The organism is Hymenobacter siberiensis, from assembly GCF_018967845.1.
Lineage (GTDB): Bacteria > Bacteroidota > Bacteroidia > Cytophagales > Hymenobacteraceae > Hymenobacter > Hymenobacter siberiensis.
In genome coordinates, this window is the sequence record NZ_JAHLZZ010000001.1 from 1322244 (window position 1) to 1348482 (window position 26239).

General features: G+C 61.5%; 21 protein-coding genes. 10 read left to right on the plus strand and 11 right to left on the minus strand.

Going from position 1 to position 26239, the window contains the following annotated elements:
- Window positions 1-145 precede the first annotated feature (145 nt).
- Window positions 146-484 (plus strand): hypothetical protein, encoded by a 339-nt coding sequence (locus KQ661_RS05605; RefSeq protein ID WP_216685877.1) that lies wholly within the window; start codon window positions 146-148, stop codon window positions 482-484.
- 252 nt (window positions 485-736) lie between these two features.
- Window positions 737-1165, plus strand: coding sequence for a DUF4844 domain-containing protein (locus KQ661_RS05610; RefSeq protein ID WP_216679741.1), 429 nt, complete (start codon window positions 737-739; stop codon window positions 1163-1165).
- 91 nt (window positions 1166-1256) lie between these two features.
- Here the strand turns inward: KQ661_RS05610 and KQ661_RS05615 are convergent, their stop codons facing one another.
- Window positions 1257-3335 carry an OmpA family protein gene (locus KQ661_RS05615; RefSeq protein ID WP_216685878.1) on the minus strand — a complete coding sequence of 693 codons (2079 nt, stop codon included), beginning with the start codon at window positions 3333-3335 and terminating at the stop codon, window positions 1257-1259.
- Between the two features lie 184 nt (window positions 3336-3519).
- Here KQ661_RS05615 and KQ661_RS05620 point away from each other — a divergent pair, with 184 nt between their 5' ends.
- The 3 genes from KQ661_RS05620 to KQ661_RS22495 all read left to right on the plus strand — a co-directional run bounded on the left by KQ661_RS05620 (window position 3520) and on the right by KQ661_RS22495 (window position 6305).
- Complete coding sequence (locus KQ661_RS05620; protein ID WP_216685879.1) at window positions 3520-5640, plus strand: hypothetical protein; 2121 nt, start codon at window positions 3520-3522, stop codon at window positions 5638-5640.
- A 107-nt stretch (window positions 5641-5747) separates the two neighbouring features.
- Entirely contained in the window at window positions 5748-6158 is a 411-nt protein-coding gene (locus KQ661_RS05625) for a transposase (RefSeq protein WP_216679744.1), read from the plus strand.
- 24 nt (window positions 6159-6182) lie between these two features.
- Complete coding sequence (locus tag KQ661_RS22495; RefSeq protein ID WP_262898293.1) at window positions 6183-6305, plus strand: hypothetical protein; 123 nt, start codon at window positions 6183-6185, stop codon at window positions 6303-6305.
- An 86-nt stretch (window positions 6306-6391) separates the two neighbouring features.
- On the opposite strand, the gene KQ661_RS05630 is transcribed toward KQ661_RS22495, so the two are convergent.
- Window positions 6392-9151 carry a PAS domain-containing sensor histidine kinase gene (locus KQ661_RS05630; RefSeq protein ID WP_216685880.1) on the minus strand — a complete coding sequence of 920 codons (2760 nt, stop codon included), beginning with the start codon at window positions 9149-9151 and terminating at the stop codon, window positions 6392-6394.
- A gap of 261 nt (window positions 9152-9412) precedes the next feature.
- Window positions 9413-10999, minus strand: a complete 1587-nt coding sequence (gene rpoN, locus KQ661_RS05635; RefSeq protein WP_216685881.1) for an RNA polymerase factor sigma-54 — start codon at window positions 10997-10999, stop codon at window positions 9413-9415.
- A gap of 274 nt (window positions 11000-11273) precedes the next feature.
- Between rpoN and asnS the strand changes: the two genes are divergently transcribed.
- Entirely contained in the window at window positions 11274-12668 is a 1395-nt protein-coding gene (gene asnS / locus KQ661_RS05640; RefSeq protein ID WP_216679747.1) for an asparagine--tRNA ligase, read from the plus strand.
- Window positions 12669-12786: 118 nt separating this feature from the next.
- On the plus strand, window positions 12787-14424 hold the full coding sequence (locus KQ661_RS05645) for an FAD-dependent oxidoreductase (protein ID WP_216685882.1): 1638 nt from the start codon (window positions 12787-12789) through the stop codon (window positions 14422-14424).
- Between the two features lie 189 nt (window positions 14425-14613).
- Here the strand turns inward: KQ661_RS05645 and KQ661_RS05650 are convergent, their stop codons facing one another.
- From KQ661_RS05650 to KQ661_RS05665, 4 genes are all read right to left on the minus strand, one after another.
- On the minus strand, window positions 14614-15126 hold the full coding sequence (locus KQ661_RS05650) for a hypothetical protein (RefSeq protein WP_216679749.1): 513 nt from the start codon (window positions 15124-15126) through the stop codon (window positions 14614-14616).
- 166 nt (window positions 15127-15292) lie between these two features.
- Complete coding sequence (locus KQ661_RS05655) at window positions 15293-15832, minus strand: hypothetical protein (RefSeq protein ID WP_216685883.1); 540 nt, start codon at window positions 15830-15832, stop codon at window positions 15293-15295.
- 110 nt (window positions 15833-15942) lie between these two features.
- Window positions 15943-16098 carry a hypothetical protein gene (locus KQ661_RS05660; protein WP_216685884.1) on the minus strand — a complete coding sequence of 52 codons (156 nt, stop codon included), beginning with the start codon at window positions 16096-16098 and terminating at the stop codon, window positions 15943-15945.
- Between the two features lie 78 nt (window positions 16099-16176).
- The gene (locus KQ661_RS05665) at window positions 16177-16713 is read right to left on the minus strand and encodes a hypothetical protein (protein ID WP_216685885.1); all 537 of its coding nucleotides are present in this window, start codon (window positions 16711-16713) and stop codon (window positions 16177-16179) included.
- Between the two features lie 288 nt (window positions 16714-17001).
- Here KQ661_RS05665 and uvrA point away from each other — a divergent pair, with 288 nt between their 5' ends.
- A complete protein-coding gene (gene uvrA / locus KQ661_RS05670) occupies window positions 17002-20034 on the plus strand; it encodes an excinuclease ABC subunit UvrA (RefSeq protein ID WP_226915732.1) in 3033 nt (1010 codons plus the stop codon).
- A gap of 98 nt (window positions 20035-20132) precedes the next feature.
- Here uvrA and KQ661_RS05675 read toward each other — a convergent pair whose 3' ends face one another.
- Both KQ661_RS05675 and KQ661_RS05680 read right to left on the minus strand, forming a co-directional pair.
- Window positions 20133-20735: a DUF4142 domain-containing protein gene (locus KQ661_RS05675; RefSeq protein ID WP_216679752.1), complete on the minus strand. Its 603-nt coding sequence runs from the start codon at window positions 20733-20735 to the stop codon at window positions 20133-20135.
- A 155-nt stretch (window positions 20736-20890) separates the two neighbouring features.
- Complete coding sequence (locus KQ661_RS05680) at window positions 20891-21502, minus strand: DUF4142 domain-containing protein (RefSeq protein WP_216679753.1); 612 nt, start codon at window positions 21500-21502, stop codon at window positions 20891-20893.
- 199 nt (window positions 21503-21701) lie between these two features.
- Between KQ661_RS05680 and KQ661_RS05685 the strand changes: the two genes are divergently transcribed.
- Window positions 21702-22541: a hypothetical protein gene (locus KQ661_RS05685; protein ID WP_216685886.1), complete on the plus strand. Its 840-nt coding sequence runs from the start codon at window positions 21702-21704 to the stop codon at window positions 22539-22541.
- Window positions 22542-22603: 62 nt separating this feature from the next.
- Here the strand turns inward: KQ661_RS05685 and KQ661_RS05690 are convergent, their stop codons facing one another.
- Window positions 22604-23332, minus strand: a complete 729-nt coding sequence (locus tag KQ661_RS05690) for a 2-C-methyl-D-erythritol 4-phosphate cytidylyltransferase (protein ID WP_216685887.1) — start codon at window positions 23330-23332, stop codon at window positions 22604-22606.
- Window positions 23333-23483: 151 nt separating this feature from the next.
- Window positions 23484-24533 carry a tRNA preQ1(34) S-adenosylmethionine ribosyltransferase-isomerase QueA gene (gene queA / locus KQ661_RS05695; RefSeq protein WP_216685888.1) on the minus strand — a complete coding sequence of 350 codons (1050 nt, stop codon included), beginning with the start codon at window positions 24531-24533 and terminating at the stop codon, window positions 23484-23486.
- Between the two features lie 317 nt (window positions 24534-24850).
- Between queA and KQ661_RS05700 the strand changes: the two genes are divergently transcribed.
- Window positions 24851-26113 (plus strand): ABC transporter permease, encoded by a 1263-nt coding sequence (locus KQ661_RS05700; protein WP_216679756.1) that lies wholly within the window; start codon window positions 24851-24853, stop codon window positions 26111-26113.
- Window positions 26114-26239 lie beyond the last annotated feature (126 nt).

Here is a 26239-nt window from a genome sequence, read left to right on the forward strand (position 1 = left end):
ACTGGTATAGAATATTTATCCCAATACTACGGCCGTGAGAGGGGTATTATGCCTGATTGCTAGTGCCTTCGGAGGGGAGAGTAGTAATGCCCGCCGGACTCGCTTTAGCATTTCATCATCTTACCATAACTTTTGCCTCATGACTATGAAACACACCATACTAGCCAGTCTGCTGACGCTGGGTGCCCTGGCCGCCAATGCCCAGACGGGTACCAGAATCCAGGTGCCAGCCCGGGCCATCACTCAGCTCGAAGACCTGAAAGAGCTCACCAAAGCCGAAGTGACAAAGGCCGGTAAAGCCACGAAAGCCCACGCCGAAGTGCGCCCCGACCTCAACCGCTACCTCGTATCTCAGCCGATGATTTCCTGCGCGTTACGAAGGCGCAGCCTACCAAAGAGGCTTACTTCATCTGCCTCGATGCCTTCGTGGGCTCGGCCGACAAGGCGCGGCAATAAACCCGCACTGCCCCGGATTCCGGTCTGACTGCTTTTGGGCGGCCTGCTAAGCACCCGCGCCCGGCCCGCCGCTACCACCTAGCCTACTGATGTGGGCAGGTGGTAGCGGCGGGCCGGGCTTTTTTGTGCAAGATGCAATGCAATAAGATGTTTATTATGACGATAATGAGTAATAAGGATGAGGTTAATAAAAATTCATTTATTTTTCATGATTTATATAAAATAATCTCATTTAAATCTTAGCTTTGTCATGAAAAAACATCCACTCCTACCAAATTCCATGAAAAAGCTGCTACTCACGCTGTTCACCCTTACTGCTCTGGTCGGCCACGCCCAGAGTGTGACTCCCGCGCCTCACTCCGTGCCCGAAAAAGCCGTGACGCAGCTGGAAAAAATGCTCCGCCAGACCCAGGTAGAGGTAGTAATAGGCCGACGAAAATCGACCCTGCCGGCCGAAGTGCGCCCGATGCTCAACCGTATTCTGGTGCAGTCGGCCAACGATTTCCTCGCCATCACGCACGGCCAGCCTACCAAGGAGGCCTACTACAAGAGCTTGGAAGCAGGCCTGGCGCGCCTCCAGTCCCTCACCCCCAAGCAGGAAGACCGCGAGCAGGTAGCCGAATACTTTCAGGACCTGCTCGACATCGTTGGGCTCGAAAGCTCCGAGGGCCGGCTCATGGCCTTCGTCGAAGGCCCGGGAACGAAGTAACCGGCCGGAGCCATCCCCACGCAATCGGGCCCCGGTCCTGCTGACGTCAGCAGGACCGGGGCCCGATTAGCTTTCCGGCGCTGGGCCGGGGCTACTTCTTGGTGATGGTGAACTCTACGCGGCGGTTTTTCATGCGGGTGTCTTCCTGGTCGTTGCTGGCCAGGGGCTTGGTGTCGCCGAAGCCTTCGGTGGTTACCCGCTCGCCCTTGATGCCGTGGCTGCCGAGGTACTTCTTCACCTCGTTCACGCGGTCCTGGCTCAGCTTGAGGTTCAGGGCGGGGTCGCCCTGGTTGTCGGTGTGGCCCGAGAGCTTGATTTCCACCGTCGGGTAGTCCTTCATGATGCGGATGAGGCGCAGCAATTCGGGGTAGGAACTGGTGGTGAGGTAGTACTTGCTTTGCTGGAAGAAGATGTTGTTCAGCTTCACGGTCTGGCCCACGTTGAAGGGCACGAGGAACAGGTCCTGCTTCTGCTCGGAGTATTTGTCCTTAGCCGTCACGTCGAGGTTGGCGTTTTCGGCGATGTAGCCTTTGGCCTCGGCACGGTAGCCGTACTGCACGCCGCTGGGCAGCACAATGGTGTAGGAGCCGTCCACGGGGTCGGTTTCGGCCACGCCGATTTCCTCACCCGTGAGCAGGTTTTCGTAGTGAATGATGGCCCGGATGGGCTTGCCGGTGTTCACGTCGAGCACTTTGCCGGTCACCAGCGTCACCACTTCGGGCTGGAAGGCGGGGGCCAGCGAGATGCGGAAAATATCGCGCGAGCCCTCAATGCCGTTGCGCGACGATACGAGGTAAGCATCCTGGCCGGCGGCCGAGATGGTGTAGTAGGCGTCGAAATCGGGCGAGTTCACCACCGGGCCCAGGTTGCGGGGCGGGCTCCAGTTGGTCCAGCTGTCGTCGAGGCGCTTGGTGTAAAAAATATCGGACTTGCCGTAGCCGCCGCGCCCGTCGCTGGCGAAATACAGCGTCTTGTTATCGGCCGCCAAAAAGGGCGCGAAGTCCGATTTGTCGGTGTTCACGTTCGGCCCCAGGCTGAGGGGCTTGCTCCAGGTGTTGGTGGTTTCGGGCACCGGGAAACTCACGAACAGGTCCTGCCCGCCCCGGCCTTCGGGGCGCTCCACGGCCATGAGCAGGGCGCGGCCCGAGGTGGCCAGGAAGAAGTCGACGTGCTCCTTATCCAGGTTCACGAAGTCCTTTATTTCCTGCTTCACCGGCTGCGTCCAGCCCATGCGGGTGCGCTTGCTGAGGCTACAGCCCTGCGGGTCGATGGTGCCGTCGCGGTTATAGATGTTGATGAGGATGGCGCTTTGGCCGTTGGCCGATACCGAGGCCAGGCCGTTGGGGTCGTCGGGGGTGTTTATGGGGCCACCCATGTTCTTGGCCAGGCTCCAGGTCTTGTTTTTGCCGCTTATCAGGGTGGAGTACCACACGTCCTGCGGGTCGCGGTTGCCACCCACGTTGCCGGGGTTGCCTTCGCGGGTGAAGTAGAGCGTGCGGCCGTTAGGCGAAATCACGGGGTGGGTGTCCACGTAGCGCGAGTTCACGTTCGGGCCCAGGTTCACCAGGGAGGAGTCGAACTGGCTCGATTTCACGGCTTCGGGACCCTTCTCGCCGGTGAAGGCCTGCTTCACCATGGTCGACACCACGTCGGCAATGCCAATGGCATCAAGCTGGTTGATGCCCTCCACCTTGGCCGTGTTCATGTACACTTTCACGCCCAGGGTGCGGTACTCGGCGGCCGGAAACTTCACTTCCAGCGTGCGCGAGGGCTCGGGCAGGGGGCCGGGGTTGGCGTTGGCATACACTTCGTGGTGCACGCCCTTGGTATCCACCAGCTCGACTTTGGTGATGGAGCCGGGGTTGAAGTTCTCGATGATGGTGACCTGCTGGGCCGCTACCGAGCGCGCAAAGCGCACCTCGATGAACTCGTTGGGGCCTTCCTTGCGCGGAATCCAGGCCTCGTTGCTGATTTGGCCCAGCGGCAGGGCGTTGGGCACGCCCAGCACCTGCGAGGGGGCAAACGGGTCTTTGCCATCGGCTTTCTGCGACGACACGGCCACCAGCCGGGCGGCCCATTGCACGTGCTGGGCCTGGGCCGAAGTAGCGGCCAGCAGCCCCAGCGCAAGCGGCGCAGTCGTGAGCAGGCGTTTGATAAGATAATTATTCATGGTAACAATAGCAGAAAAGAGAAGTGGCACTAGGGCCCCGGGCAAATTTACACCAGCGCGGCCGGGGATGGGCCGCGGTTTCGACAGCTAACCTAACGAAAAACTATTTTCGGAGCCTCCCCGCGCAATGTGCTACCTTCCCGCTACGGCCCGCCGAAGGGAGTAAGTCGGGGGCCGGGCAAACGTGGTAATCCGGTGGTTTTCGGCGGGTAAGAGCACCGTAGCGCTGAGCGTGGCGATAGGCCGGCGCATGGCCGCGCTGCTGCTGCTGGCGGCGCTGCTGCCGCTGGCCGGCCGCGCGCAGGTGCTGGTGGGCGCTACCGCGTTTGGGCCGGTATTTCGGGGCTTGCGGCCCGCCGGGGCCGATACGGCGCTGCTGCTGGTGGCCCGGGCGCGGCGGGTGGGTGTGAGCACCTTCGTGCAAACCAGCGGGGCGCGGGGCTACCTGCGCTTAGGGCCGCGCCAGCAACTGCGCTACCGTGTGGGTACCGACATGATTTACGACTCGCGGGGCACGCCGCCCTTCGTGCGGGAAGACTACGGGGCCGATGTGGCCGACGTATTTACCCTGGACGCGGCCAACCACTGGCAGCTGGGCCAGCAGCTGCACTACGACCAAAGCCGGGCCAATGCCACCCGCACCGGCCTTTGGTTGGGCCGCCTGGGCTACCAGCGCCGCCTACGGGCCGCCTCGCCCACCGATACGCTAAGCCAGATGCGCCTCACGGTGCTGGGCGGCCTGGCCACCGACCGCCGCAACGGCCGCGAAGACGCGGGCTTCGCCTTCTGCTTCGACGCGGCGGCGCTGTACTTTCTCAACGGGCCGCTGGCCGCGCCGCTGGCGCTGCGCGTGCTGGGCACCCGCGCCCGCCTGGGGCCGCGCACCATGCAGCGGCTGGTGGCCGAGGCGGTCGGCGAGCAGGCCTTTCTGGAGGGGGCGCCGCTGGTGGTGCAGGGCCGCGTGGGCTACCGCACCAACCGCGCCGAGGACTACCTGCTGGGCTCCGTGCAGCGCATTCAGTCCGATACGGTGGCGATGCAGGCGGGGGCTTCGTACCGCATCAATGAGTTTGCCACGCTGCGCTCGGATAATAGCCTGCTGCTACCCAGCCGGGCGTTCCGGTACCGGCGGCTGGGCGAGCGGGCCGATACTTTGCAGGACGTGGGCTACCGGCAGCGCGAGCTCGATACCCGCCAGGAGCTGCGCTTTGCCCGACCCCGGCTGCAAACGTCCATCAGTTTCGGCTATCGGGAGCGCACCCGGTCGTATTACCTCGACAACTCCCGATTCCTGAGCGTGCCGCGTCTGGCCACCACCCTGGCCCGCGAGCAGGTGAAGGACATTAAGGAGCAAACCATATTGTGGCTGGGCAACCTCACCTGGCTGCCCAGCCCGCGCCACGCGCTGGCCCTACTGGGCTCGGCCCAGCTGCTGCGCGTAGATGCTCCCAGCAAAGACAACCAGCAAACCCGCGACGAGGCCCAGCACCTGCTGCGCCTCACCTGGACGGGCCGCTGGGCCGGGGCCTTCCGCACCACGCTGGGCGTGGCCGGTGAGTACCGCCAAACAGTTTTCATCAGGGCCAGCCAAAGTGCCGAGAACTACGTGGACCACCTGCTGCACTGGGAGCCGGGTTTCACCTGGGCCCCCGGCCGCTGGAGCATTCGCTCCAGCTACCACCTGTGGGTGAGCTACCAGGTGCGCGACCAGCCCGCCGAGCAGGCCCGCAACCGCGCCAGCCGCGTGCTGGAGCAAACCCAGAGCCTCACCTACCAGCTGCGGCCCCGCCTGCTGCTGCTGGCCGACTACCAGCGCCGCGAAAACCGCGTGGGCCAGCTCGACTGGACGCGCTTCCGCGAGAGCCCGCTCGATACCAGCGTGACGCACGACCTGTCCATCGGCGGGCGGCAAAGCTGGGTGGGCCGCCGGGGCAGCACCAGCCTGCGCCTGGGTTACCGCCTGCTGGAGCAGCGCAACTATGGCCGCGCCGCCCTCCAGCTCGACAACCCCACCGGGCCTGCTTCGCAGCTTATTTACCTGCACAGCATCACGCGGCAGCAGGGCCCGGAGGTGGCCGTGGAGCGCCGCGCCACGGCCGGTTTCAACCTCACGGCCAGCATCTGGCTGCAATGGCTGCGCACGTACTCGGCGTATTCGGTGGGTAAGGGGGCATACTCGGGCAGCAGCTACACGGCCGTGGATTTGGCTCAGGAAGCGCGTCGGGTGCTGCCGTATTTCGAGCTGGCGGCGGAGTGGCGGGTAGGTGCGAAGCGGCGCTTCGCACTACGTCCGGCCGGCCAGTGAGTTTTATTGGTTTGTAGGTGCGAAGCGGCGCTTCGCACTACAGCGGGTAAGCCAATTCGGCATTATATTACTTTGGTGCGAAGCGCCGCTTCGCACTACATTCGGGCATGAATGTGCCGGAGTATTATGAGCGTAACCTGCCTCATCGGCTGGCGGGCTCGTTGCCGCTGGAGGTGATAGCGCGGTTGAAGGCCGAAGCCGCCGCACCTCCCGATATACCAGCTGACTACGCGGCGCAAAGGCGGTACTTCGGCCGCTTTGATGCCTTTCTCGACCAAGCTACTACCGGCCCCACCTGGCTGCGGGTGCCAGCCATAGCAGCCCTGGTGGCCGAGGCCCTGCACCACCGGCACGGTACGGGCTATGAACTGGTGGCCTATTGCATTATGCCCAATCATGTGCACGCGGTAGTGGCGCTGCCCGACGATGCGCCTCCGCTGTTGCGCACCCTGCAATCATTGAAAGCCAATACTGCTATTCTCGCCAACCGCCATTTGCAGCGCACGGGGCCATTTTAGCAGCGTAAAACCTGCGACCACATCGTGCGCAGTGCCGAAGAGGGCCGCCGCATCGTGGCCTACGTGCTGAACAACCCCGTGAAAGCCGGTTGGGTCACGAGCTGGGACCAGTGGCCCCACACCTACTGGAACCCCGACCATCAGTAGTTGGTGTAGTTGCGAAGCGGCGCTTCGCATCCCGGCATTGCGCAGTGGTACCCCGCCGCCCGGCATTGCGAAGCATCGTTTTGCAACTACACTTTGGGCAGGGCGGCCAGCACTTCGGTAAGGCCGGTGGCCAGGGCCAGGGTGGCTTCCCGTCGGGCGGCATCGGGGCCGGTTTTGCTCTCCAGAATTTCCATCCAGGGCACCAGTGTGTTGGCCCCGATTAGCTTGAGCGACGGCCGCAGCTTGTGGGCCACGGCGGCGGCGTAATGCCAGTCGGAGGCGGCCAGGGCGGCGTGCAGGTCGGCCACGCTGCCGGGGGTATTGGTGTGGAAGGAGGCTAGAATCCGGTTGATGAACGTGGTGTTGCCGTGGGCTGTCTGGTGCAGCAGGGCCAGGTCGAATAGCGATGTGGGCGCGGCTGTGGGTGGGAGTGGGAGTGGGAGTGGGGCGGCCGTCGGGGCAGCCGCCGCAGGCTTCACGTCTACCAGCGGGGCGGGCACCCCGGCAATGAGCGAGGCCAGCTTGCTCAGCAGTTCGGCTTCGTCGAAGGGCTTGGGCAGGGTGTCGTTCATGCCGGCGGCGGAGTATTTCTCGGCATCGGCCCGGAAGGCGTTGGCCGTGAGGGCCAGGATGGGCGTGGCCGCCCGCCGGGTATCGGCGTGCGCCCGGATGCGGGCGGTGGCCTCGAGGCCGTTCATGCCGGGCATCTGAATGTCCATAAGGATGACGTCGTAGTAGTTCAGCTCAAATAGCTCTAGGGCTTCAATGCCACTGGCGGCTTCATCTACTGCCACGCCGTGGGCTTCCAGCAGCAGCTGGGCTACTTCGCGGTTCACGGCATTGTCTTCCACCAGCAGCACGCGGGCACCGCGCACGGCTGCTTCCTGCATCGGGGTCAGGGTGGGCAGGGCCATCTGCCGGGCTTCGGCGTTGGCCTTGGGCAGCGTGATGCGGAAGGCGAAGGAGCTGCCCTTGCCGGACTCGCTTTGCACCGTGAGCTGCCCGCCCATCTGGGCCACCAGGGCCCGGCTGATGCTCAGGCCAAGGCCCGTTCCGCCAAACTGCCGGGTGGTATCGGCATAAGCCTGGGTGAATTCCTGAAAAATGCTGTCCAGCTTATCCGGGGCAATGCCGATGCCGGTATCCGTCACCCGAAACTCGGTGGTGAGGGTGTCCTCGGTTTCGCTCACATAGTAGCCGCCTATTGTCACGGTGCCGCCCGCCGGCGTAAACTTGATGGCGTTGGAAACGAGGTTGATGAGTACCTGGTTGAGGCGGTAGGAGTCGCCGAGCACCCAGGGATGGAGGCAGGAGTCCTGCAGGCGCGTGCCCAGCACTCGAATGCCCTTCTCCTGGGCCTGAATGGTCAGCGGCTGGCAGGCACTGGCCATCGAGTCGCAAAGGTTGAAGGCCATTTGCTCCAGCTCCAGGTTGTCGGAGGTGATTTTGGCCATGTCGAGCACGTCGTTCACCACGTTCAGCAAGTGCCGGCCCGAGTGCTGAATAACGGCGGTGTAGTTGCGCTGCTGCTCGTTGAGGCCGGTTTTGGCCAGCAGGCTGGTCATGCCCAGCACGCCGTTGAGGGGCGTGCGGATTTCGTGGCTCATGTTGGCCAGGAAGTTTTCGCGGGCCGTGGCGGCCGCTTCGGCCGCGTGCTGGGCGTTTTTCAGGGCCGATATATCGGTGCTCACGCCCAATACCTGGGCCGTGCCGTCGGCCATTACCAGCGGGCAGCGCACAGTTTGCAGCCAGCGTACTTCGCCGTTGGCCAAGGTAATGGATACCTGAGTGGTCAGTGGCTGGCCGGTGCGCAGCACTTCCTGGTCGGCCATTACCGAGGTCTGGATTTCTTCCTTACTCATACCCGCCTCCATGCTGGACGCGCCGGCAAGCTCCGTCATGTGGCGGCGCCAGAACTTCATTTCGGCGTTCTCGAAGACGGTGTGGCCCTCCGCATCGCGCACCCAGATGAGGTTGGGGTTGAGGTCGAGCACCAGGTTGGTGAACGACTGCTGGGCCAGTGCGGCCGCCTCACTCTCGCGGGTGCGGGCCTCGGCCTCCCGCAAAGTGGTAATGTCCAGGCCGTAGCACATCACTTGGCGCAGCACCTCATCGGCCCCGAATACGGGCTGGTAGTAGCATAGCCAGTGATGGTGGGCGGTGGTGTTGGTGTCGGGCCAGCGTTCTTCCCAGCTCACGAGGGCACTGGTATTCACGGCCCGCTCAAACAGGCGGCGGCGGCGCACGGCCAACTCTCCGGGCAGGCCTTTTCGGGCGCAGTGGTCGGCAAAAGTGCTGCCGATGCGGGCCTGGCGCTGGGCGGGGTCGGGCTCGGCGTAGGCATTCACATAGCGGTAGCGCTGGTTGGGGTCAAGCACCGTCACCACGGCCGGCAGGTGGGTCATCACCGATTCGTAGAATGAGTATTGCTCCCGCAGGCTTTCCTCGGCCTGCCGTTGCGCCGTGATGTCGGTGAGGTAGAGCATCGCGTAGTGATATTCTACCACGGGCACGGCCGACAGCAGGAAATGCTGGTCGTTAGCCATGATTTCGCGCTGCTGCACAGCTCCGGTGTGCAGGGCGCTGGTGGTGGCCTGCACCAGCAACGGCCGCAGCCGCGACGGCCCGGTGGTTTCCAGTTCGCGGGCCATGAAGCCGGCGGCCGGGTTGGCATACAGCAGCTGACCCGTGGCACTCACCCGCAGAATGGGGTTGGGGTTAAGCTCGGGGATGTGGCTTAGCGCGAGCAAGGCCGGCAGCTGCGCTTCGGCCTGCTCGCGGCGGGCGCGCTCGGCCATCAGCAGCTCCCGGAGTTCGGCGGGGTCGGTGGGAAGTTCGGTTTTCATTAGCAGAAGCGAAGCGGCGACATCTGGCAATGTACTGTCGCCTGGACAGGGAAGCCCAATCCTGACTGGAAAGTTGCGTCAGGCCACTTGTTTCGTGCTTCTGATTGGCTGCTCCGAAGTTGATTAGAGCAGTTTCGCAGTCAAATGTACAGCCGAGCCGTAGCGTGGACTTTTAGTCCGCGAGCTACTGAGCTTGTTTCACTCGCGGACTAAAAGTCCGCGCTACTGTACAGCAACTCCGAAACTGCACTATTTGCTGATTTACAGCTCCTTGCGCAGACGGGCCACCGGAATGTTGAGCTGCTCGCGGTACTTGGCCACCGTGCGGCGGGCAATGTTGTAGCCCCGGGCGTTGAGCATTTTTTCCAGCTTGTCGTCGCTCAGCGGGCGCTCCTTGCTCTCCTTGCCGATGAGGTCTTTCAGGATGCTCTTCACCTCGCGGCTGCTGGCGTCCTCGCCCGAGTCGGTGGCAATGCCCTCGGAGAAGAAGTATTTCAACGGATAAATGCCGAACTCCGTCTGGATGGATTTCGAGTTCGCCACCCGGCTCACCGTCGAAATATCCATGCTAATCATCTGGGCAATATCCTTCAGAATCATGGGCTTGAGCTTGCTCTCGTCGCCTTCCACGAAGAACTCGCGCTGCAGCTCCACAATGGCGTTCATGGTGCGCAGCAACGTGTTCTGCCGCTGCCGGATGGCGTCGATAAACCACTTGGCCGAGTCCAGTTTCTGCTTCACGAAGGTAACGGCCTCCTTCATCTTGGTGTCCTTCTTGGCCGCCTTGTCGTAGGTCCGGAACATCTCGGTGTAGGTCGGGCTCACGCGCAGCTCGGGAGCGTTGCGGGCGTTCAGGGTCAGGTTGAACACGCCGTTATCGTTGGTCAGGATGAAGTCCGGCATCAGGTACTGCGTCTTGCCCAGGCCGCTGGGGCCACTGCCGCCCGGCTTGGGGTTCAGCTTCAGAATCACGTTGATGGCCTCCTTCAGCTCGTCCTCCTCCAGGTCCAGCTTTTGCTGAATACGGGCGTAGTGCTTCTTGCTGAACTCCTCAAACGTATCGGTCAGTATCCGCTCGGCGTTCACGGTACTTTCGTCCTGCGGGCGGCGCTCCAGTTGCAACAGCAGGCACTCGGGCAGGTCGCGGGCCGCAATGCCGGGCGGGTCGAAGCCGTGCACCACGCGCAGCACGGCCTCAATCTCGGCCACGGTCACCTCCAGGTTCTGCGAAAAAGCCAGGTCGTTGGCAATGGCCGAAAGGTCGCGCCGGATGTAGCCGTCGCCGTCAATCGAGCCGATGAGCTGCTGGCCAATGGCCTCCTGGCGCTCATCCAAATCGGCAAAGTGCAGTTGGTCAAGCAGCGAATCCAGGAGCGAGCCGCTGGTGTCGGCCAGGGGGGTGTCGCGCTCCTCTTCCTCGCCGGGGCCATCGCCCTGCATCTTGTAGCCCGCTATTTCGTCGTCGTTGAGGTAGTCGCTCAGGTCGAGGTCGGTGTTGTCGGGGGCGGCTTCGCTGTCCACCGGGCCTTCGTCCTTGGGCATTATTTCGGGCTCGGGCATTTCGTTGGCCATCTCCGATTCGCTGCCGCTGCGGTCATCAAAGTCTTCATCCAGCGTATTCTCGTCGTTGTCGAGGCTGGCGTCCGGGTCGTCCGAATCGTCGCTGTCGTCGCGCTCCATTTCTTCGGTGTCGTCGGGCTCGTCTTCTTCCAGGGCCGGGTTCACCTCCATTTCCTCCTTGATGCGCGTCTCCAGCTCCGCCGTAGGAATCTGCAGCAGCTTGATAAACTGAATCTGCTGCGGGCTAAGCTTTTGCGAAAGGAGCTGTTTGAGGTCGAGGCGTTGCATAATGACGAAAGTACGGAAAGGCGGGGGCGGAGGTGAGTTCTACTAAACTTTGGCATGAAAAGTTGGTGGGCCGTGAGCTTTAGCCGAAGTACCGTAAGCTTTCGCTGGCGATGAGCGCAGCGAATAAGGACGGCCGCACCGTTCAACGATTTTACTCGCTACGCTCGTCGCAAGCGAAAGCTTACGGTACTTCGGCCAAAGCTTGCGATAATTCCACTAAAGCTTGCGGTACATTCCTACCTTTGACGTCTTACACTCCGCTTCCCCGCAAGTTATGTCCCTCAAACGGTCCACCGTCAAAGAACTCCTGGCCAGCCAGGACCTCGACCGCGAAGTCCTGGTTAAAGGCTGGGTTCGCTCCCGCCGCGGCAACAAATACGTGCAGTTCATCATCGTGAACGACGGCTCCACCATCCACACCATTCAGGCCGTGGCCGCCGCCGAGAATTTCCCCGAGGAAACCCTCAAGGACGTGGGCAACGGCGCGGCCGTGGCCATTCGCGGCACGCTGGTGGCCTCGCAGGGCAAGGGCCAGGCGGTGGAGATTCAGGCCACCGAAATCACGGTGCTGGGCGCGGCCGATGCCGAAGCCTACCCGCTGCAGAAGAAAGCCACCTCGCTGGAACACCTGCGCGATATCGCCCATTTGCGCCCCCGCACCAACACGTTTGGCGCGGTGCTGCGCATCCGGCACGCGCTGGCCTTCGCTGTGCACCAGTATTTCAACGACCACGGCTTCTACTACGTCCACACGCCCATCATCACCGGCTCCGATGCCGAGGGCGCGGGGCAGATGTTCCGCGTGACCACGCTGCCGGCCGATAAGCCGCCGCTGGCCGAGGACGGCTCGGTAGACTACACCCAGGACTTCTTCGGCAAGCAGACCAACCTCACCGTATCGGGCCAGCTCGAAGGCGAGCTGGCCGCCATGGCGCTGGGCAGCATCTACACATTCGGCCCTACCTTCCGGGCCGAGAACTCCAACACCGCCCGCCACCTGGCCGAGTTCTGGATGATTGAGCCCGAAGTGGCCTTCAACGAGCTCGAAGAAAATATGGACCTGGCCGAAGATTTCCTCCAGAGCCTGGTGAAGTACGCGCTGGCCAACTGCGCCGACGACCTCGCCTTCCTCAACGAGCAGTACGACAAGGAGCTGCTCACCCGCCTCAACTTCGTGGTGGATAATGCCTTCCAGCGACTCACCTACACCGAGGCTGTCGAAATCCTGAAATCGGCCAAGCAGAAGTTTGAGTTCCCCGTGGATTGGGGCACCGATTTGCAGTCGGAGCACGAGCGTTACCTCGTCGAGAAGCACTTCAAGAAGCCCGTCATCCTGACCAATTATCCGAAGGAAATCAAGGCCTTCTACATGAAACTGGATGACGATGGCCGCACCGTGCGCGCCATGGACGTGCTGTTTCCCGGCATCGGCGAAATCATCGGCGGCTCGCAGCGCGAGGAGGACTACACCAAGCTCACCACCCGCATGGCTGAGATGCACGTACCCACCGAAGACCTGGACTGGTACCTCGATACCCGCCGCTTCGGCACCGCGCCGCACGCCGGCTTCGGCCTGGGCTTCGAGCGCCTGGTGCTGTTCGTGACAGGCATGAGCAACATCCGCGACGTGATTCCCTTCCCGCGCTACCCCAAGAACGCGGCGTTTTAACCTCCACGCTCCACTATTCGATTGCAGAAAAGCGCCTCCGCCGGGGGCGCTTTTTTTGTGCGTGCTTAACCCTGCCGGCCCGCTGTCCGTTGCTACTTAGCACCAACCTCTTGCCCCTATGCTTCCCGAAATCGACCTCACCGACTCCGCCAGTCTGCCCGAAGGCGGCCTCAAATCCTTTCCCACGCCCAATGACGGCCCCCAGGTACTGCTCACCCGTCAGCAGGGCCGCGTCCACGCCTTTGCCGCGCACTGTCCGCACTACGGCGCGCCGCTCGAGAAGGGCCGGGTAGTGGGAGGGAAGCTGATTTGCCCTTGGCACCACGCCTGTTTCAAACTCGAGAGCGGCCACCTCTGCGAGCCGCCCGCTCTCGACGACCTGCCCGCCTTCGCCGTGCGCGAGGCCGACGGCCGCATCTGGGTGCAGCTGCCCGACAGCCCACCCGCCAGCACCGAGAAGCCCGCCGCTACTCCCACCGCCGAAGTAGGCGGCACCCCTCCCGCCGCCCTAGCCCAAGCGCCCGTCGATGCCCGCACCTTGGTCATCATCGGCGGCGGGGCGGCGGGCCAATACGCCGCCCAGACGCTGCGCCGCGAAGGATTTAAAGGACGCCTAGTCATGGTGTCGGCTGATGAAGCCGCACCCTACGACCGCACCAAGCTCAGCAAAGCCTACCTGGCCGGCAAGGCGAAACCTGCCGCGCTGCCGCTGCGCCAGCCCGAGTTCTACCAGCAGCAGCGCATTGAGCTCCTGACCAACACCCAGGCCACCGGCTTAGATCTGAAAAAGCAGGAAATCCACTTTGAAAACCACCCGCCGCTGCGCTACGACCAGCTGCTGCTGGCCCTCGGCGGCACGCCCAACACGCTGCCCAAGCTGCCGGGCCACGACCTGCCCGGCGTGCACACCCTCCGCACCCAGGCCGATGCAGATGTCATTCTGGAAGCCACCAAGGAGGCAAAGCAGGTGGTCGTCATCGGCTCCAGCTTTATTGGCATGGAAGCCGCGAGCAGTCTCATCAGCGAAACGCGGCAGGTGACCGTGGTGGCGCAGGAAAAAGTGCCGTTTGAGCGGGTACTGGGGCCGGAAATCGGGCAGATGTTCCGCCAGCTGCACGAAGAGAAAAGCGTGCGGTTTGAAACCGAAGCCGAGGTAACGGCCCTGCTGGGCGAAGGCGGGCACGTAAGCGGCGTGCAGCTGAAATCGGGCAAAATTCTGCCCGCCGAGGCCGTGGTGCTGGGCGTGGGCGTGCGCCCGGCCACCGGGTTTCTGAAAGATGTTTTCGACCTTGGAAAAGACGGTAGCGTGCCGGTTGATGCGCAGCTGCGGGCCGCCGAAAACGTGTATGCCGCCGGTGATATCGCCCGCTTCCCGTTGGCGCCTGGTGGCGCGCCCACCCGCATCGAGCACTGGCGGCTGGCCCAGCAGCACGGCCATACTGCCGCCCGCAACATGCTGGGCCGGCAGGAAGCATTCACCGCCGCTCCGTTTTTCTGGACGCAGCAGTTTGGCAAGAGCCTGCGCTACGCCGGCCACGCCGAGCAGTGGGACGAAATCATATATCATGGTGTAGTAGCGCAGCAGAATTTCCTGGCGTTTTACGTGCAGGCGGGCCGCATCGTGGCCGTGGCCGGCATGGGCCGCGACACGGCGATGCTCTACATCACCGAGCTATTGGGCCGGAATGCAATGCCCAATCCGGCCAGCATCAGCCCCGAAACCGACTGGGCCACGTTGGACGAAAACGCGGAATAAACCCGGGCCCTCAACAAAAAAGGCTGCCCATATGGGCAGCCTTTTCTAAATCTGGAGCCGTTGCTCCGGTCCGACCGCCTAGGCGGTCGGACCGGAGCAACTGTCTACTGTTCGATAGCCGTTAAATAAATCCGGGCAAGGACAAGCCACATGGGCAGCTTTCTTCGCTTCTGATGGCATCACATTCGCTTAGTCGCGGTCGTGGCCCCTGCCATGACCGTTGCCGTTGCCACGGCCGTTTCCGCGGCCGCGGTCATCCTCACGGCCTTCGCGGTAGCCTTCCCGGTAAAGCTTTTTGGCCTGGCCGGGGGGAAGGCCGCGCTGGCGTACTATCACGGGGCGGGGCTGCACCACCACTACGCGGCGGGGGTAGCGGTCGCGGTGCGCGCCCACGTAGACCCAGGGCTGGCGGCCCCGGTAGTCGAGCACCATGGGGTGGAACTGGTAGGGGTCGTAGCCGTCCACCACGGCCACGGGCAGCCACTGGCCATTGCGGTACACGATGTACTGCTGGGCGTAGAGGTCGTAGTACCCGTCAATTTCGGGGATGTAGTAGAACTGGGTGCCTTGCGGCACGGCCGGACCCCAGGCGGGGCGCCCCACGTTCACATCAACATTTACCTGGGCCTGAGCAGGGGCGGGAGTTGCGAAAACGGCAAAAGCACCGAAAGCAAGGGCGAGGAGCGGCTGATGGTATTTCATAGCGGAAAAATGGAAAAAACGGAAAAGATTGTCCGGGGTTAGCCAGACAGTCTTCCTATATGCAAATCAGACTCAAAACATAAAAGAGCCTCTTTTCTGACCATAAGAGAAGCGCTTCTTTTATGGTCAGAAAAGTGCGCTGGCCAGTGCCAAAGGGCCGGCAGGGCTAGTGGTTGCCTTTGCCTTTGCCGTGGCCTTTGCCTTCGTGCTCATACTCGTGTTTGTCGTGCTCGTATTCGTGTTTGTCGTGCTCGTATTCGTGTTTGTCCTGCTTGTCTTTTTTGCCGTGTTCTTCCACGTAATATGTGCCGCCGACGGGCACCAGTACGGTGCCTTTTTTGAGCTTCTTGGCGTGGCCGTAGGGGTTGCCGTGCTTGGGGTACTTCACCTTATACTCTTCGTAGCGCACCCAGGGCTGCGCACCCACGTAATCGACCACTACGGGGTGAAAGTTGCCGGTGTTATAGCCGCTCAGTGTGGCCGTCCGAACCCATTTGCCATTGCGTGATACCACGTACTGGCGGGCCGGTACATCGTAGAAACCATTGGTTTCGGGAATGTAGTAATACTGGGCGCCCTGCGGCACGGCCGGGCCCCAGTTGGGCGGCGTGATATTGATATTAATCTGGGCCTGCGCCTCTGGGGTGACCGCGAGGGCAGCCCCGCCAAGCAGTACGGTGCACAATAGGGTGGGAAGCAATTTCATGAGTGTGTTGGGTTGGTTGAAAATAAGAGTATTCGGTGCCGTACAGGCAATGCCGGATGGCCCTATACTGGGTTTAACCCAAGTGGGTTGGTACGGGCTGAATTTGAAGTTTAATCTCGGCCGTGGCCCCGGCCGCCACCTTGGTTGCCGTCGTTGCCGCGTCCGCCGCCGTCGTTGCCGCGTCCGCCGCCGTTGTTACCGCCGCCTTGGCCGGGATTGTAGCCCCCGTCCCCTTGCTGGGGCTGTTGCGTGGGCTGCTGGGGCATCGGATTGCTGCGCGGAGTATTGTTGCCGCCGGAGTAATGGCCGCGGTTGTCACGGTCGTTGCCCCGATTGTCGTTGCCTCAACGGCCGCCTCGGTCATCGTGGTCATTGCCCCGATTGTTGTTGCCCCGGTAGCCGCCCCGGTCGTCGCGGTCGTGGTCGCCGTAGTTGCGGCCGTTGGAGTAGCCACCGCGGGTGTCGTAGCGGGGGCGGCCGTAGCTATTGCCGTAACCACGGTTGTAGTAGCCCGGGCTAGGGCCGTAGTTACGGTAGGGCCGGTAGGCGTAGCGCTGGCGGTAGTAATCAACCCGCAGCCAGGGCTGGGCCCCGCGATAGTCCACAATAACGGGGTGGAACTGGTAGGGGTCGTAGCCATAAAGCTGCGGCAGCGGCACCCAGTAGCCGTCCTGAAACACAATGTACTGCTGGTTGTAGAGGTCGTAGTAGCCGTCGATTTCGGGGATGTAGTAATACTGCGTGCCGTAGGGAACCTGCGGCCCCCAGGCCGGGGTGCCAATATTAATATTTACCCCCACCTGGGCCTGAGCGGCCGGGGCCGTAAACAGCGCAAACGCGCCCACCAGGGCCGCGCCAATAAATTTTGCGAGGGGTTTCATGGTAAGAGATTGATAAAAGTAAGCTGGCCCATAACGGTGCTGCCACTTTAATAGATGCAAGGCAAGTGCCAGAGTGCCCGGCCAGCCGGTGGTTGGGCCAAAACATTCGCCCAATTGCCCAAAATCAACGCCTATTTATTTTCCGTGGGATTGCTGGGGACAAATACCCCCCGTTTGGGGTTGTACCCCGACGCCCGGCGGCGTCAGTCCTCGTCTTATCTCGTTGCCCGGGCTAGCTATCGGGCGGCGCTTTCCGTACTTTTGCGAACTTATTCGCTGCGTTTCTGAATGGCCAAAAAATCCACTGCTACCCCGGTTGCCAAAGCTCCTAAAGCCCCGGCTGCCGCTAAGAAAAAACCGGTTGCTAATGGCGTAGCCGTGGCGGCCGAAATGGCAGCTGCCGTGCGTGATATTGCCGAAATCCCGGCGGCCGGCCCCGTTACCGGGCACGTCCACGGTCAGCTTAACGGCCATAGCCCCGCCTCGCAGTACCTGGAAGCCCAGTACATTGAGGTGTACGGCGCGCGCGAGCACAACTTGAAGAACGTAACGGTTAAAATTCCGCGCAATCGGCTGGTGGTGTTCACGGGCATTTCGGGCTCGGGCAAGAGCAGCCTGGCGTTCGATACCATTTATGCCGAGGGGCAGCGGCGGTACATGGAGACGTTTTCGGCCTATGCCCGCAGCTTCATGGGCGGGCTGGAGCGGCCCGACGTGGACAAGATTGAGGGCCTGTCGCCGGTTATCAGCATCGAGCAGAAAACCACCTCGCGCAACCCGCGCTCCACGGTGGGCACCATCACCGAAATCTACGATTTCCTGCGCCTGCTGTATGCCCGCACGGCCGAAGCCTTCAGCTACGCTACCGGCGAGAAGATGATTCGGCAGAGCGACGACCAGATTATCAACTTTCTCCTCAAGCACTTCGACGGCAAAAAGCTGGTGGTGCTGGCCCCCGTGGTGAAGGGCCGCAAGGGCCACTACCGCGAAGATTTCCAGAAGATTGCCAAGCTGGGCTTCACCAAGGTGCGCGTCGATGGCGAAATCCTCGACATCACGCCCAAGATGCAGGTGGACCGCTACAAGATTCACGACATCGAAATCGTGATTGACCGGCTGCTGGTGAAGGAGGAGGACCGGTTCCGTCTCTCGGGCTCGGTGCAGAATGCCCTCACGCACGGCAAAGGCACCATGCTGGTGCTCGACCCCGATGCCAAAAAGGCCACGCCGCAGTTCTTCTCGCGCTTTTTGATGGACCCGGCCACCGGCATCGCCTACGACGACCCGGCACCCAATACCTTCTCATTCAACTCGCCCTACGGCGCGTGCCCGACCTGCAACGGCCTGGGCGAGGTGCAGGAAATTACGGAAGAAGCTGTGCTGCCCGACCGCAAGCTGAGCATCAGCCGGGGCGGCATCGCGCCGCTGGGCGAGTACCGCGACATCTGGATTTTTCAGCAGCTCCAGCTCATTCTCAAGAAGAACAAAGCCACGCTGAACACGCCGATTGAGAAGATATCGGAAGACCTGCTCCATGCCCTGCTCCACGGCATTTCGGAGGACGAGGCCGACAGCGGCAAGGGCCTGTATAATGAGGTGTTCGAGGGCATTATTCCCTTCCTGCGCCGGCAGATGGACTCGGAATCTGACAACATTCGGGAGTGGATTGCGCAGTACGCGCAGGCCCAGCCCTGCCCCGAGTGCCACGGCTACCGCCTCAAAAAGGAAAGCCTGCACTTTAAAATGGATGGCAAGCACATCGGCGAGCTGTCGGTGATGGACCTCAACGACCTGGCCGCCTGGTTTGAGGGGCTGGAAAGCCGCCTGACCGACCGCCAGAACGTGATTGCCCGCGAGCTGCTCAAGGAAATCCGCAAGCGCATCGGCTTCCTGCTCGAAGTGGGCCTCGACTACCTGAACCTGCACCGTCCGGTACGCACGCTGAGCGGCGGCGAAAGCCAGCGCATTCGCCTCGCCACCCAGATTGGCACCCAGCTCGTGGGCGTGCTCTACATCATGGACGAGCCCAGCATTGGCCTGCACCAGCGCGACAACGAGCGGCTCATCAAGGCCCTGCAGCACCTGCGCGACATCGGCAACTCGGTGATTGTGGTGGAGCACGACAAGGACATGATTCTGCACGCCGACCACGTGCTGGACATTGGCCCCGGCGCGGGCATCCACGGCGGCCACATCGTGGCCCAGGGCACACCGCAGGAGATTTTCAACTCCGGCTCGCTTACCTCGCAGTACCTCAGTGGCCAGAAGCACATTGAGATGCAAAAGAAGAAGCGCAAGGGCGAAGGCGTGGATTTGGTGCTGAAGGGTGCGAAGGGCAACAATCTCAAAAACGTGACCCTGAAGGTGCCGCTGGGCAAGCTGGTGGCTGTAACGGGCGTATCGGGCTCGGGCAAATCCACGCTCATCCACGACACGCTGTACCCCATTCTCAACCAGCATTTCTTCAACGCCAAGCGCGAGCCGCTGGCTTATAGCGGCATCGAAGGGCTGGAGTTTATTGATAAGGTGATTGAGGTGGACCAGTCGCCTATTGGCCGTACGCCGCGCTCAAACCCGGCCACCTACACGGGCGTATTCACCGAAATCCGCCAGCTGTTTGGCGAGATGGCGGAGGCCAAAATCCGCGGTTACGGCCCCGGCCGCTTCTCCTTCAACGTGAAGGGCGGGCGTTGCGAAACCTGCGAGGGCGCGGGTATCCGCACCATCGAGATGAACTTCCTGCCCGACGTGCACGTGCCCTGCGAAACCTGCAAAGGCCGCCGCTACAACCGCGAAACCCTGGAAGTACGCTTCAAGGGCAAGTCCATCACCGACATTCTCGACATGACTGTGGAGAAGGCCGTGGAGTTCTTCGAATACCAGCCCCGCATCCTGCGCAAAATCAAGACCCTGAACGAAGTAGGTCTCGGCTACCTCACGCTGGGCCAGCAGGCCACCACGCTAAGCGGCGGCGAGGCTCAGCGCGTGAAGCTCGCCACCGAGCTCAGTAAAAAGGACACTGGTAAAACCTTCTACATCCTCGACGAGCCCACCACCGGCCTGCACTTTGAGGATATTAGTCACCTGGCGGACGTGCTCCAGAAGCTGGCCGACAAAGGCAATACCGTCCTCATCATCGAGCACAATCTCGACCTGATTAAAGTGGCCGACTACGTCATCGACATCGGCCCCGAAGGCGGCGCGGCCGGCGGCATGATTGTCGCCCAGGGCACACCCGAGCAGGTGGCCAAGTCCGGCAAGGGCCACACCGCTCGCTTTCTGGCCGAGGAGTTGAAAACCAGCAAGTACGCTACGGCGTAAGCCCCCCTTTCTAACGCTAAAAAGCCAGAGCGCAGCGGCCCTATCGGATATCGATAAGGCCGCTGCGCTCTGGCTTTTTAGCGTTAGAAAGGGGGGGCTTACTTCCGCTCGTCGGCGCGCTTGTACAGCTCTTCGATTTGTTGCAGGTGGGCGCGCAGGTTGGGCAGGGCCTGGGCCGCAAAGGCGCGCAGCTCGGCGTTGCTGAGCTGCGTGGCGGCGGCGGCATAGCGCTGCACGTCGCGCTCGTGGGCATCTTTCAGGCTGCGCAGGTACTTCTTGTCGAAGCCGAAGTATTTGCGGTCGTCCACGTCGTTGTAGTGGTCGCGGTCGTCGTCGCTCATCATCCGGGGCAGGGTAATGTTGGCGCGGCCGGCAATGGCTTCCAGCTCCTGGTCCATCTTGGTGTGCTCGGTTTCAATGGTTTTGGCCCATTCCTTCACCTCCAGCGCAATGGCCTTCTGCTGGGCCAGCTTGCTGATAGCTACTTCGAGCTGGTTGCTACTGGAAGCGGCCACCGCGAAATCGGCATCGTAGTCAAGTCTTTTCTTCACTTGCTCGGGCGTTTCGATGGCGGCGGCCACGGTTTCGTTGCGGCGCTCGTTGGCTTTGTTGGCCTGCTGCACGGCATCCTGCGAGCCGGTGCAGGAGGCAAGGCCCGCGACGGTGAAGGAAAGGAGGAGAACGTTGAATTGCTTTTTCATGGAGGAACTATTGGGTGTGAGGAGTCGGGCCATTTTGGGTCCGTCTCGGAATCATATCCTTGTTCTTTACGCGCTCAAGCCGAAACAGATAAAAAAAGCCGCTCTTGGAGCGGCTTTTTTTATCTGTTTCGGTGGCTCAAAACCCATCGGTTTGATTATGGTAGCTTGTCGGCCACATCGGCCGCATCCTTCGCCGCATCAAGCTGTTCCTGCACCGGCCCGTGGAACTTGGCCGCGAAGCCGCGAATGTCGCCGTCATACCCATCATCGCTCATGTCGTCGAAGGCGTCTTCGTCCTGCTTCTGGGCTTTCACCAGCAGGGCCATCAGGTATTTATCGAGCTGCGTACCGGGTTGGGTGCTGGCTTCGTGGTAGGCCTGCTGCTCATCGCCGCCGAGGGCGGCGGGCACGGTCAGTCCCTTGGCGGCGGCCAGGGTGCGCAAGGTGCCCAGCAGCTCCAGGCGCTGCGGTACCAGGCGGGCCCCGTAGCTGCGCACGGCGGGGGAGGTGGCGCGGGCCTGGGCCAGCTTGCCCAGCTCTACTTCGAGCAAGGCATTGCTGGTGCTCTTAACGAGAAATTCAGCATCGGCCTGCTGCTTCTTGGTGATGTCGGCGGTGTCAATTTTTTTCTCGTTCTGCGCCATGGCATTGTCCACGGCATCGGCGTTGCTGCCGTTGCCCGAGCAGCTGCCGAGTAACGGCAGTGCAACCGCCAGCTGCCAGAAAAACCGGCGCGGCAGGAAAGTAGAATGGAGGAAATGATGCATGAGGGGGCCGAAAAGCGCGCGACTATTTTGGCCGGGCGTGCAGGCTATACGGCCGGCTGAAAATGGGGTTTGACCGAAAGTATCGCAATATTTATTTCGACTGCTTAAACCCGGCGGTATCTTCCGCTTCCAACCGACCACAAACGCAGTGCTTCGTCCTGTTTCTCACTTTATTCCCAACCCGTTTTTCACCTTCGTTATGCGTACCGCAACTCTCCGTTCCTTCGCCCTGGCCTGCCTGGCCAGCGCTGCCCTGCTCACCACTGGCTGCAACCGCAACAACGACGCTACGCCCACTGACGACATCACCACGGCCGAAGACCGCACCGACGACAACTCCGAAACCGGCATGAGCTCCGAAGCCGCCCAGATGGCCGGCCCCACCGACCCGCAGGTGCAGGGCTCAACCAACATCATCGGCGATGCCGATTTCCGCGCCCGCTTCGGCAGCTGCGCCACCCGCAGCTATGATTTTAACACCAAAACTCTCACCATCGATTTCGGTACTACCAACTGCCTGTGCGCCGATGGCCGCTACCGCCGCGGTAAAATCCTGGTGCGCTTCACCACCGACATAAACCGCCGCACGGCCGGCGCCGTGGTTACCCGCGTCGATTACTTCGTGAACGATAACCAGCATACTGCCACCCGTACCTTCACCGACATGGGCAGCGGTTCGTTCACCGTTGATGTGACCAACGCCAGCATCATCCGCGCCAACAATGGCGGCACCCATTCCTGGACCGCTAACTGGACCTTTACCCGCACCGCCGGCTTCGGCACCCCGCAGGTTTCCGACGACGTGTACAGCGTAACCGGCTCGGCCACCGGCACCAACCGCAAAAATGTAGGCTACACCGCCACCATCCAGAACCCCCTCATCAAGCGCGCCGACTGCCCCAAATACTTCGTGCAGGGCACCACGGTCATCACCAACACCAGCAGCAAGTCGATGACGCTGGACTATGGCACCGGCACCTGCGACAACGTGGCCACCGTCACCGTGAACGGCCATACCCGCACCATTGCCCTGCGCTAGTTGCGGGGTTGAGTTTCGCGCGAAACAAAAAAGCCGCCCCGATGAGGGCGGCTTTTTTGCGTTTAAATGTCCGCTGCCAGCAGGGCTTCGGCCACCACTAGGTCATCGGGCGTCGTTATTTTCAGGTTGCGATAGTCGCCTTCTACCAGCTGCACGCGGCACAGGTCGTCTACCACCGTCGCGTCGTCGGTGAAGGTGGCCAGTTCGGGCATGGCGTAGGCGCGGCGCAGCAGGTCGATTTCGAAGGTTTGAGGCGTTTGCATCAGGCGCAGGCGGCTGCGGTTCTGGGCCGCCGAGTCGTGCTGCGACACCAGTCGGACCGAGTCCTTGGGCATCACGGCGGCAGCGGCGGCGGCGTGGGTGGCGGCGGCGGCGTAGGTGCGTTCCACCACCAGGCGCGACACTAGCGGCCGCACGCCATCGTGCACCGCCACCAAGCCTTCGGGGTGCCCTTGTAGCGCCGCCAGGCCCGCCTTCACCGAGGCCCAGCGCGTGGCCCCGCCCGCCACCAGCCGGTGCGGAACAGCAATGCTGAACTGCGCGCATAGCGCCTGCCAGATATCAAGTTGGTCGGCGGGCAGCACCACCACAATGTCCGCCACGCCCAGGGCTGGCTCGGCAAAGCGGCGCAGTGTGTGCAGCAGCACGGGCTCGCCGCGCAGCAGCAAAAACTGCTTGGGCCGGTCGGCCCCCATGCGGGTGCCGCTGCCGCCCGCCACCAGAATGGCAAACCTGGGGACTTGGTTGTAAAGGGACTTAGGGTCTTGGGAACTTGGGGACTTGGGTTTCATTGGTGCGAAGTTCTGACAAAAGAAAAGCGCCGACGTTCCGGAAAGAACATCGGCGCTCAAAAAAAGCGGCGCTCAAAAAAGTCAGTAGTCAGTCAATAGGAAAGACGGGCCGGAAAAAAACCAAGTCCCGAAGCCTCTAAGTCCCCAAAAACTACAGAATCAGCATCGCGTCGCCGTAGCTGAAGAAGCGGTACTTCTCCTTGATGGCCTGCTTGTAGGCTTCCATCATCAGGGGGTAGCCGGCGAAGGCCGCCGCCAGCATGATGAGCGTGCTCTCCGGCATGTGGAAGTTGGTAAGCATGCAGTTCGCGATTTTGAAATCGTGGGGCGGGAAGATGAACCGGTCAATCCAGCCCTGCGTGGGCTTCATGCGGGCATTTGCCGACACCGAGGCTTCCATGGCGCGTACGGTGGTGGTGCCCACGGCGCACACTTTCTTCTTGGTATCGAGGGCCTTGTTCACTATCTCGCAGGCCGGAGCCGTCACGATGAAGTTCTCCGAGTCCATTTTGTGCTTGGTCAGGTCTTCCACATCTACCGTGCGGAACGTGCCCAGGCCCACGTGCAGCGTCACAAACGCCGGCTCGATGCCCTTGATTTCCATGCGCTTCATCACCTCGCGGGTGAAGTGCAGGCCGGCCGAAGGAGCCGCCACGGCGCCAATGTTCTCGGCGTAGATGGTCTGGTAGCGCTCCTTGTCGGCGGGCTCGGTTTCGCGGTTGATAACCTCTTTCGGAATCGGGGTTTCGCCCAGCTCGTACAGCGCCTTACGGAACTCCTCGTCGGTGCCATCAAACAAAAATTTGATGGTGCGGCCGCGCGAAGTCGTATTGTCAATTACTTCGGCAACCATGTCCGACTCGCCGAAGTACAGCTTGTTGCCGACGCGGATTTTGCGGGCGGGGTCCACCAGCACGTCCCACAGGCGGAGCTCCTTGTTCAGCTCGCGCAACAGGAAAACCTCGATTTTGGCACCGGTTTTTTCCTTATTGCCGTAGAGGCGGGCCGGGAAAACCTTGGTGTCGTTGAACACCATTACATCGCCCTCGCTGAAATAGTCGAGAATATCCTTAAAGTTACGGTGCTCAATTTGGCCAGTGGCGCGGTGCACCACCATCAGGCGGCTCTCGTCACGGTTGCGGGCGGGGTGCAATGCCACCAGCTCCTCAGGGAGTTCAAATTTGAACTCGTGCAATTTCATCGCCATAGGGCAGTATTTGGGGGAATATACGGAAATTTGGGGAGGCAAAAGTACGGCTTTTATTTGGATATTGTTTTTTTGGTGAAAACGGTTCGTTCCTTATCCATCTGTCATCCTTTAATCTGGCCTCCGCGCAGCGAAGGACCTTGGTAGGTTTGCTCGGCCTGAATTAATCCAAACTGCTCAAACGTGATAAGGTCCTTCGCAAGCTCAGGATGACAGATGGACGATAGCCGCAAGCCCTCGTCGGCGCAACTTCCCCGTAGGTTTCCGTCTTTTGAGCTCGGAAGCAGCTTTATCCGTGTCCGCCCTCCCTTATGCTGAACCTGCGCCTCACCCTCGAAAGCTTTCTGTTTGCCTGGGATGCTTTGAAATCCAACCTGTTGCGTACCATTCTGTCGCTGCTGGGCGTCACGGTCGGCATCTTTGCCATCATTGCCGTCTTCACCATCGTCGATTCGCTGGAGGCCAACGTGCGCAGTAGCCTCGACTTTGTGGGCGACAAGATTATCTACGTGCAGAAATGGCCCTTTGAGTTTAGTTCCGATTTTCCATGGTGGAAGTATTTCCAGCGGCCCGTGCCCACGCCGCGCGAATACCAGCAGCTGCGCCAGCAGCTGGGCCCCAATAACAAAGGCATTGCCATCTTCGCCGCCAATAGCGGCAACACCCTGAAATCCGGATCTAACTCGGTGTCCGACTGCGTACTGCAGGGCGTGAGCTACGATTTTCGCGTGGTGAGCAACGTGCCCATCAAGGAAGGCCGCTACTTCACCAACCAGGAAATGGACGCCGCCCGGCCCGTAGCCATCATCGGGGCCACCATTGCCGAAAACCTGTTTCCGAACGGCAATGCGCTGGGCCGGCAGTTCAAGGCACGCGGCCAGAACTTCACGGTGATTGGCGTGATGGAAAAGGAAGGCAAAAAACTCATCACCATTTCCAGCAACGACGCCAACTGCATCATTCCGTTCCCGATGTTCATGAAAATGTTTGCGCTCAGCACCACCGGCTTCGGCGGTGGTCCCAGCGCCAGCATTGCCGTGAAAGGCCGCGACCAGGACGAGGGACTGCTCGATTTGGAGTACGAAATGCGCGGCGTTATGCGCAACATCCGCGGCCTGAAGCCCCGCGAAGATGACAACTTCGCCCTGAACCGGCCCGAAATGATTGCCTCGGCCGTGGGCAAGCTCTTCAGCGTCATTGGGTTGGTGGGGGGCGTTATCGGCTCATTCGCCATTCTGGTGGGCGGCTTCGGCATTGCCAACATCATGTTTGTGAGCGTGCGCGAGCGCACCAACATCATCGGAATTCAGAAGTCGCTGGGGGCCAAGAACTTCTTTATCCTGTTTCAATTTCTGTTCGAAGCCGTATTTCTGTGCCTGATTGGGGGCGCGGCGGGCATTGCGCTGGTGTGGCTCGTGACCCTGATTCCGCAGGATGCCCTGCCGCTCACCATGTCGGCGGCCCGGGTGATGCTGGGGCTGCTTATTTCGGTGGCCATCGGCATCATCGCCGGCATTGTGCCCGCCGTGCTGGCTGCTAATCTGGACCCGGTAATTGCCATCCGGGCCAAGTAGGGAAGGCCCCCGTCTCGTAACCGGCTGCCCCAAACGAACGTCATAAAGCAAAAAGAACGCGATGCTGAGCGCAGTCGAAGCATCGCTACCGCAGTAGTAATTACTCGCATGGTGGCGATGCTTCGA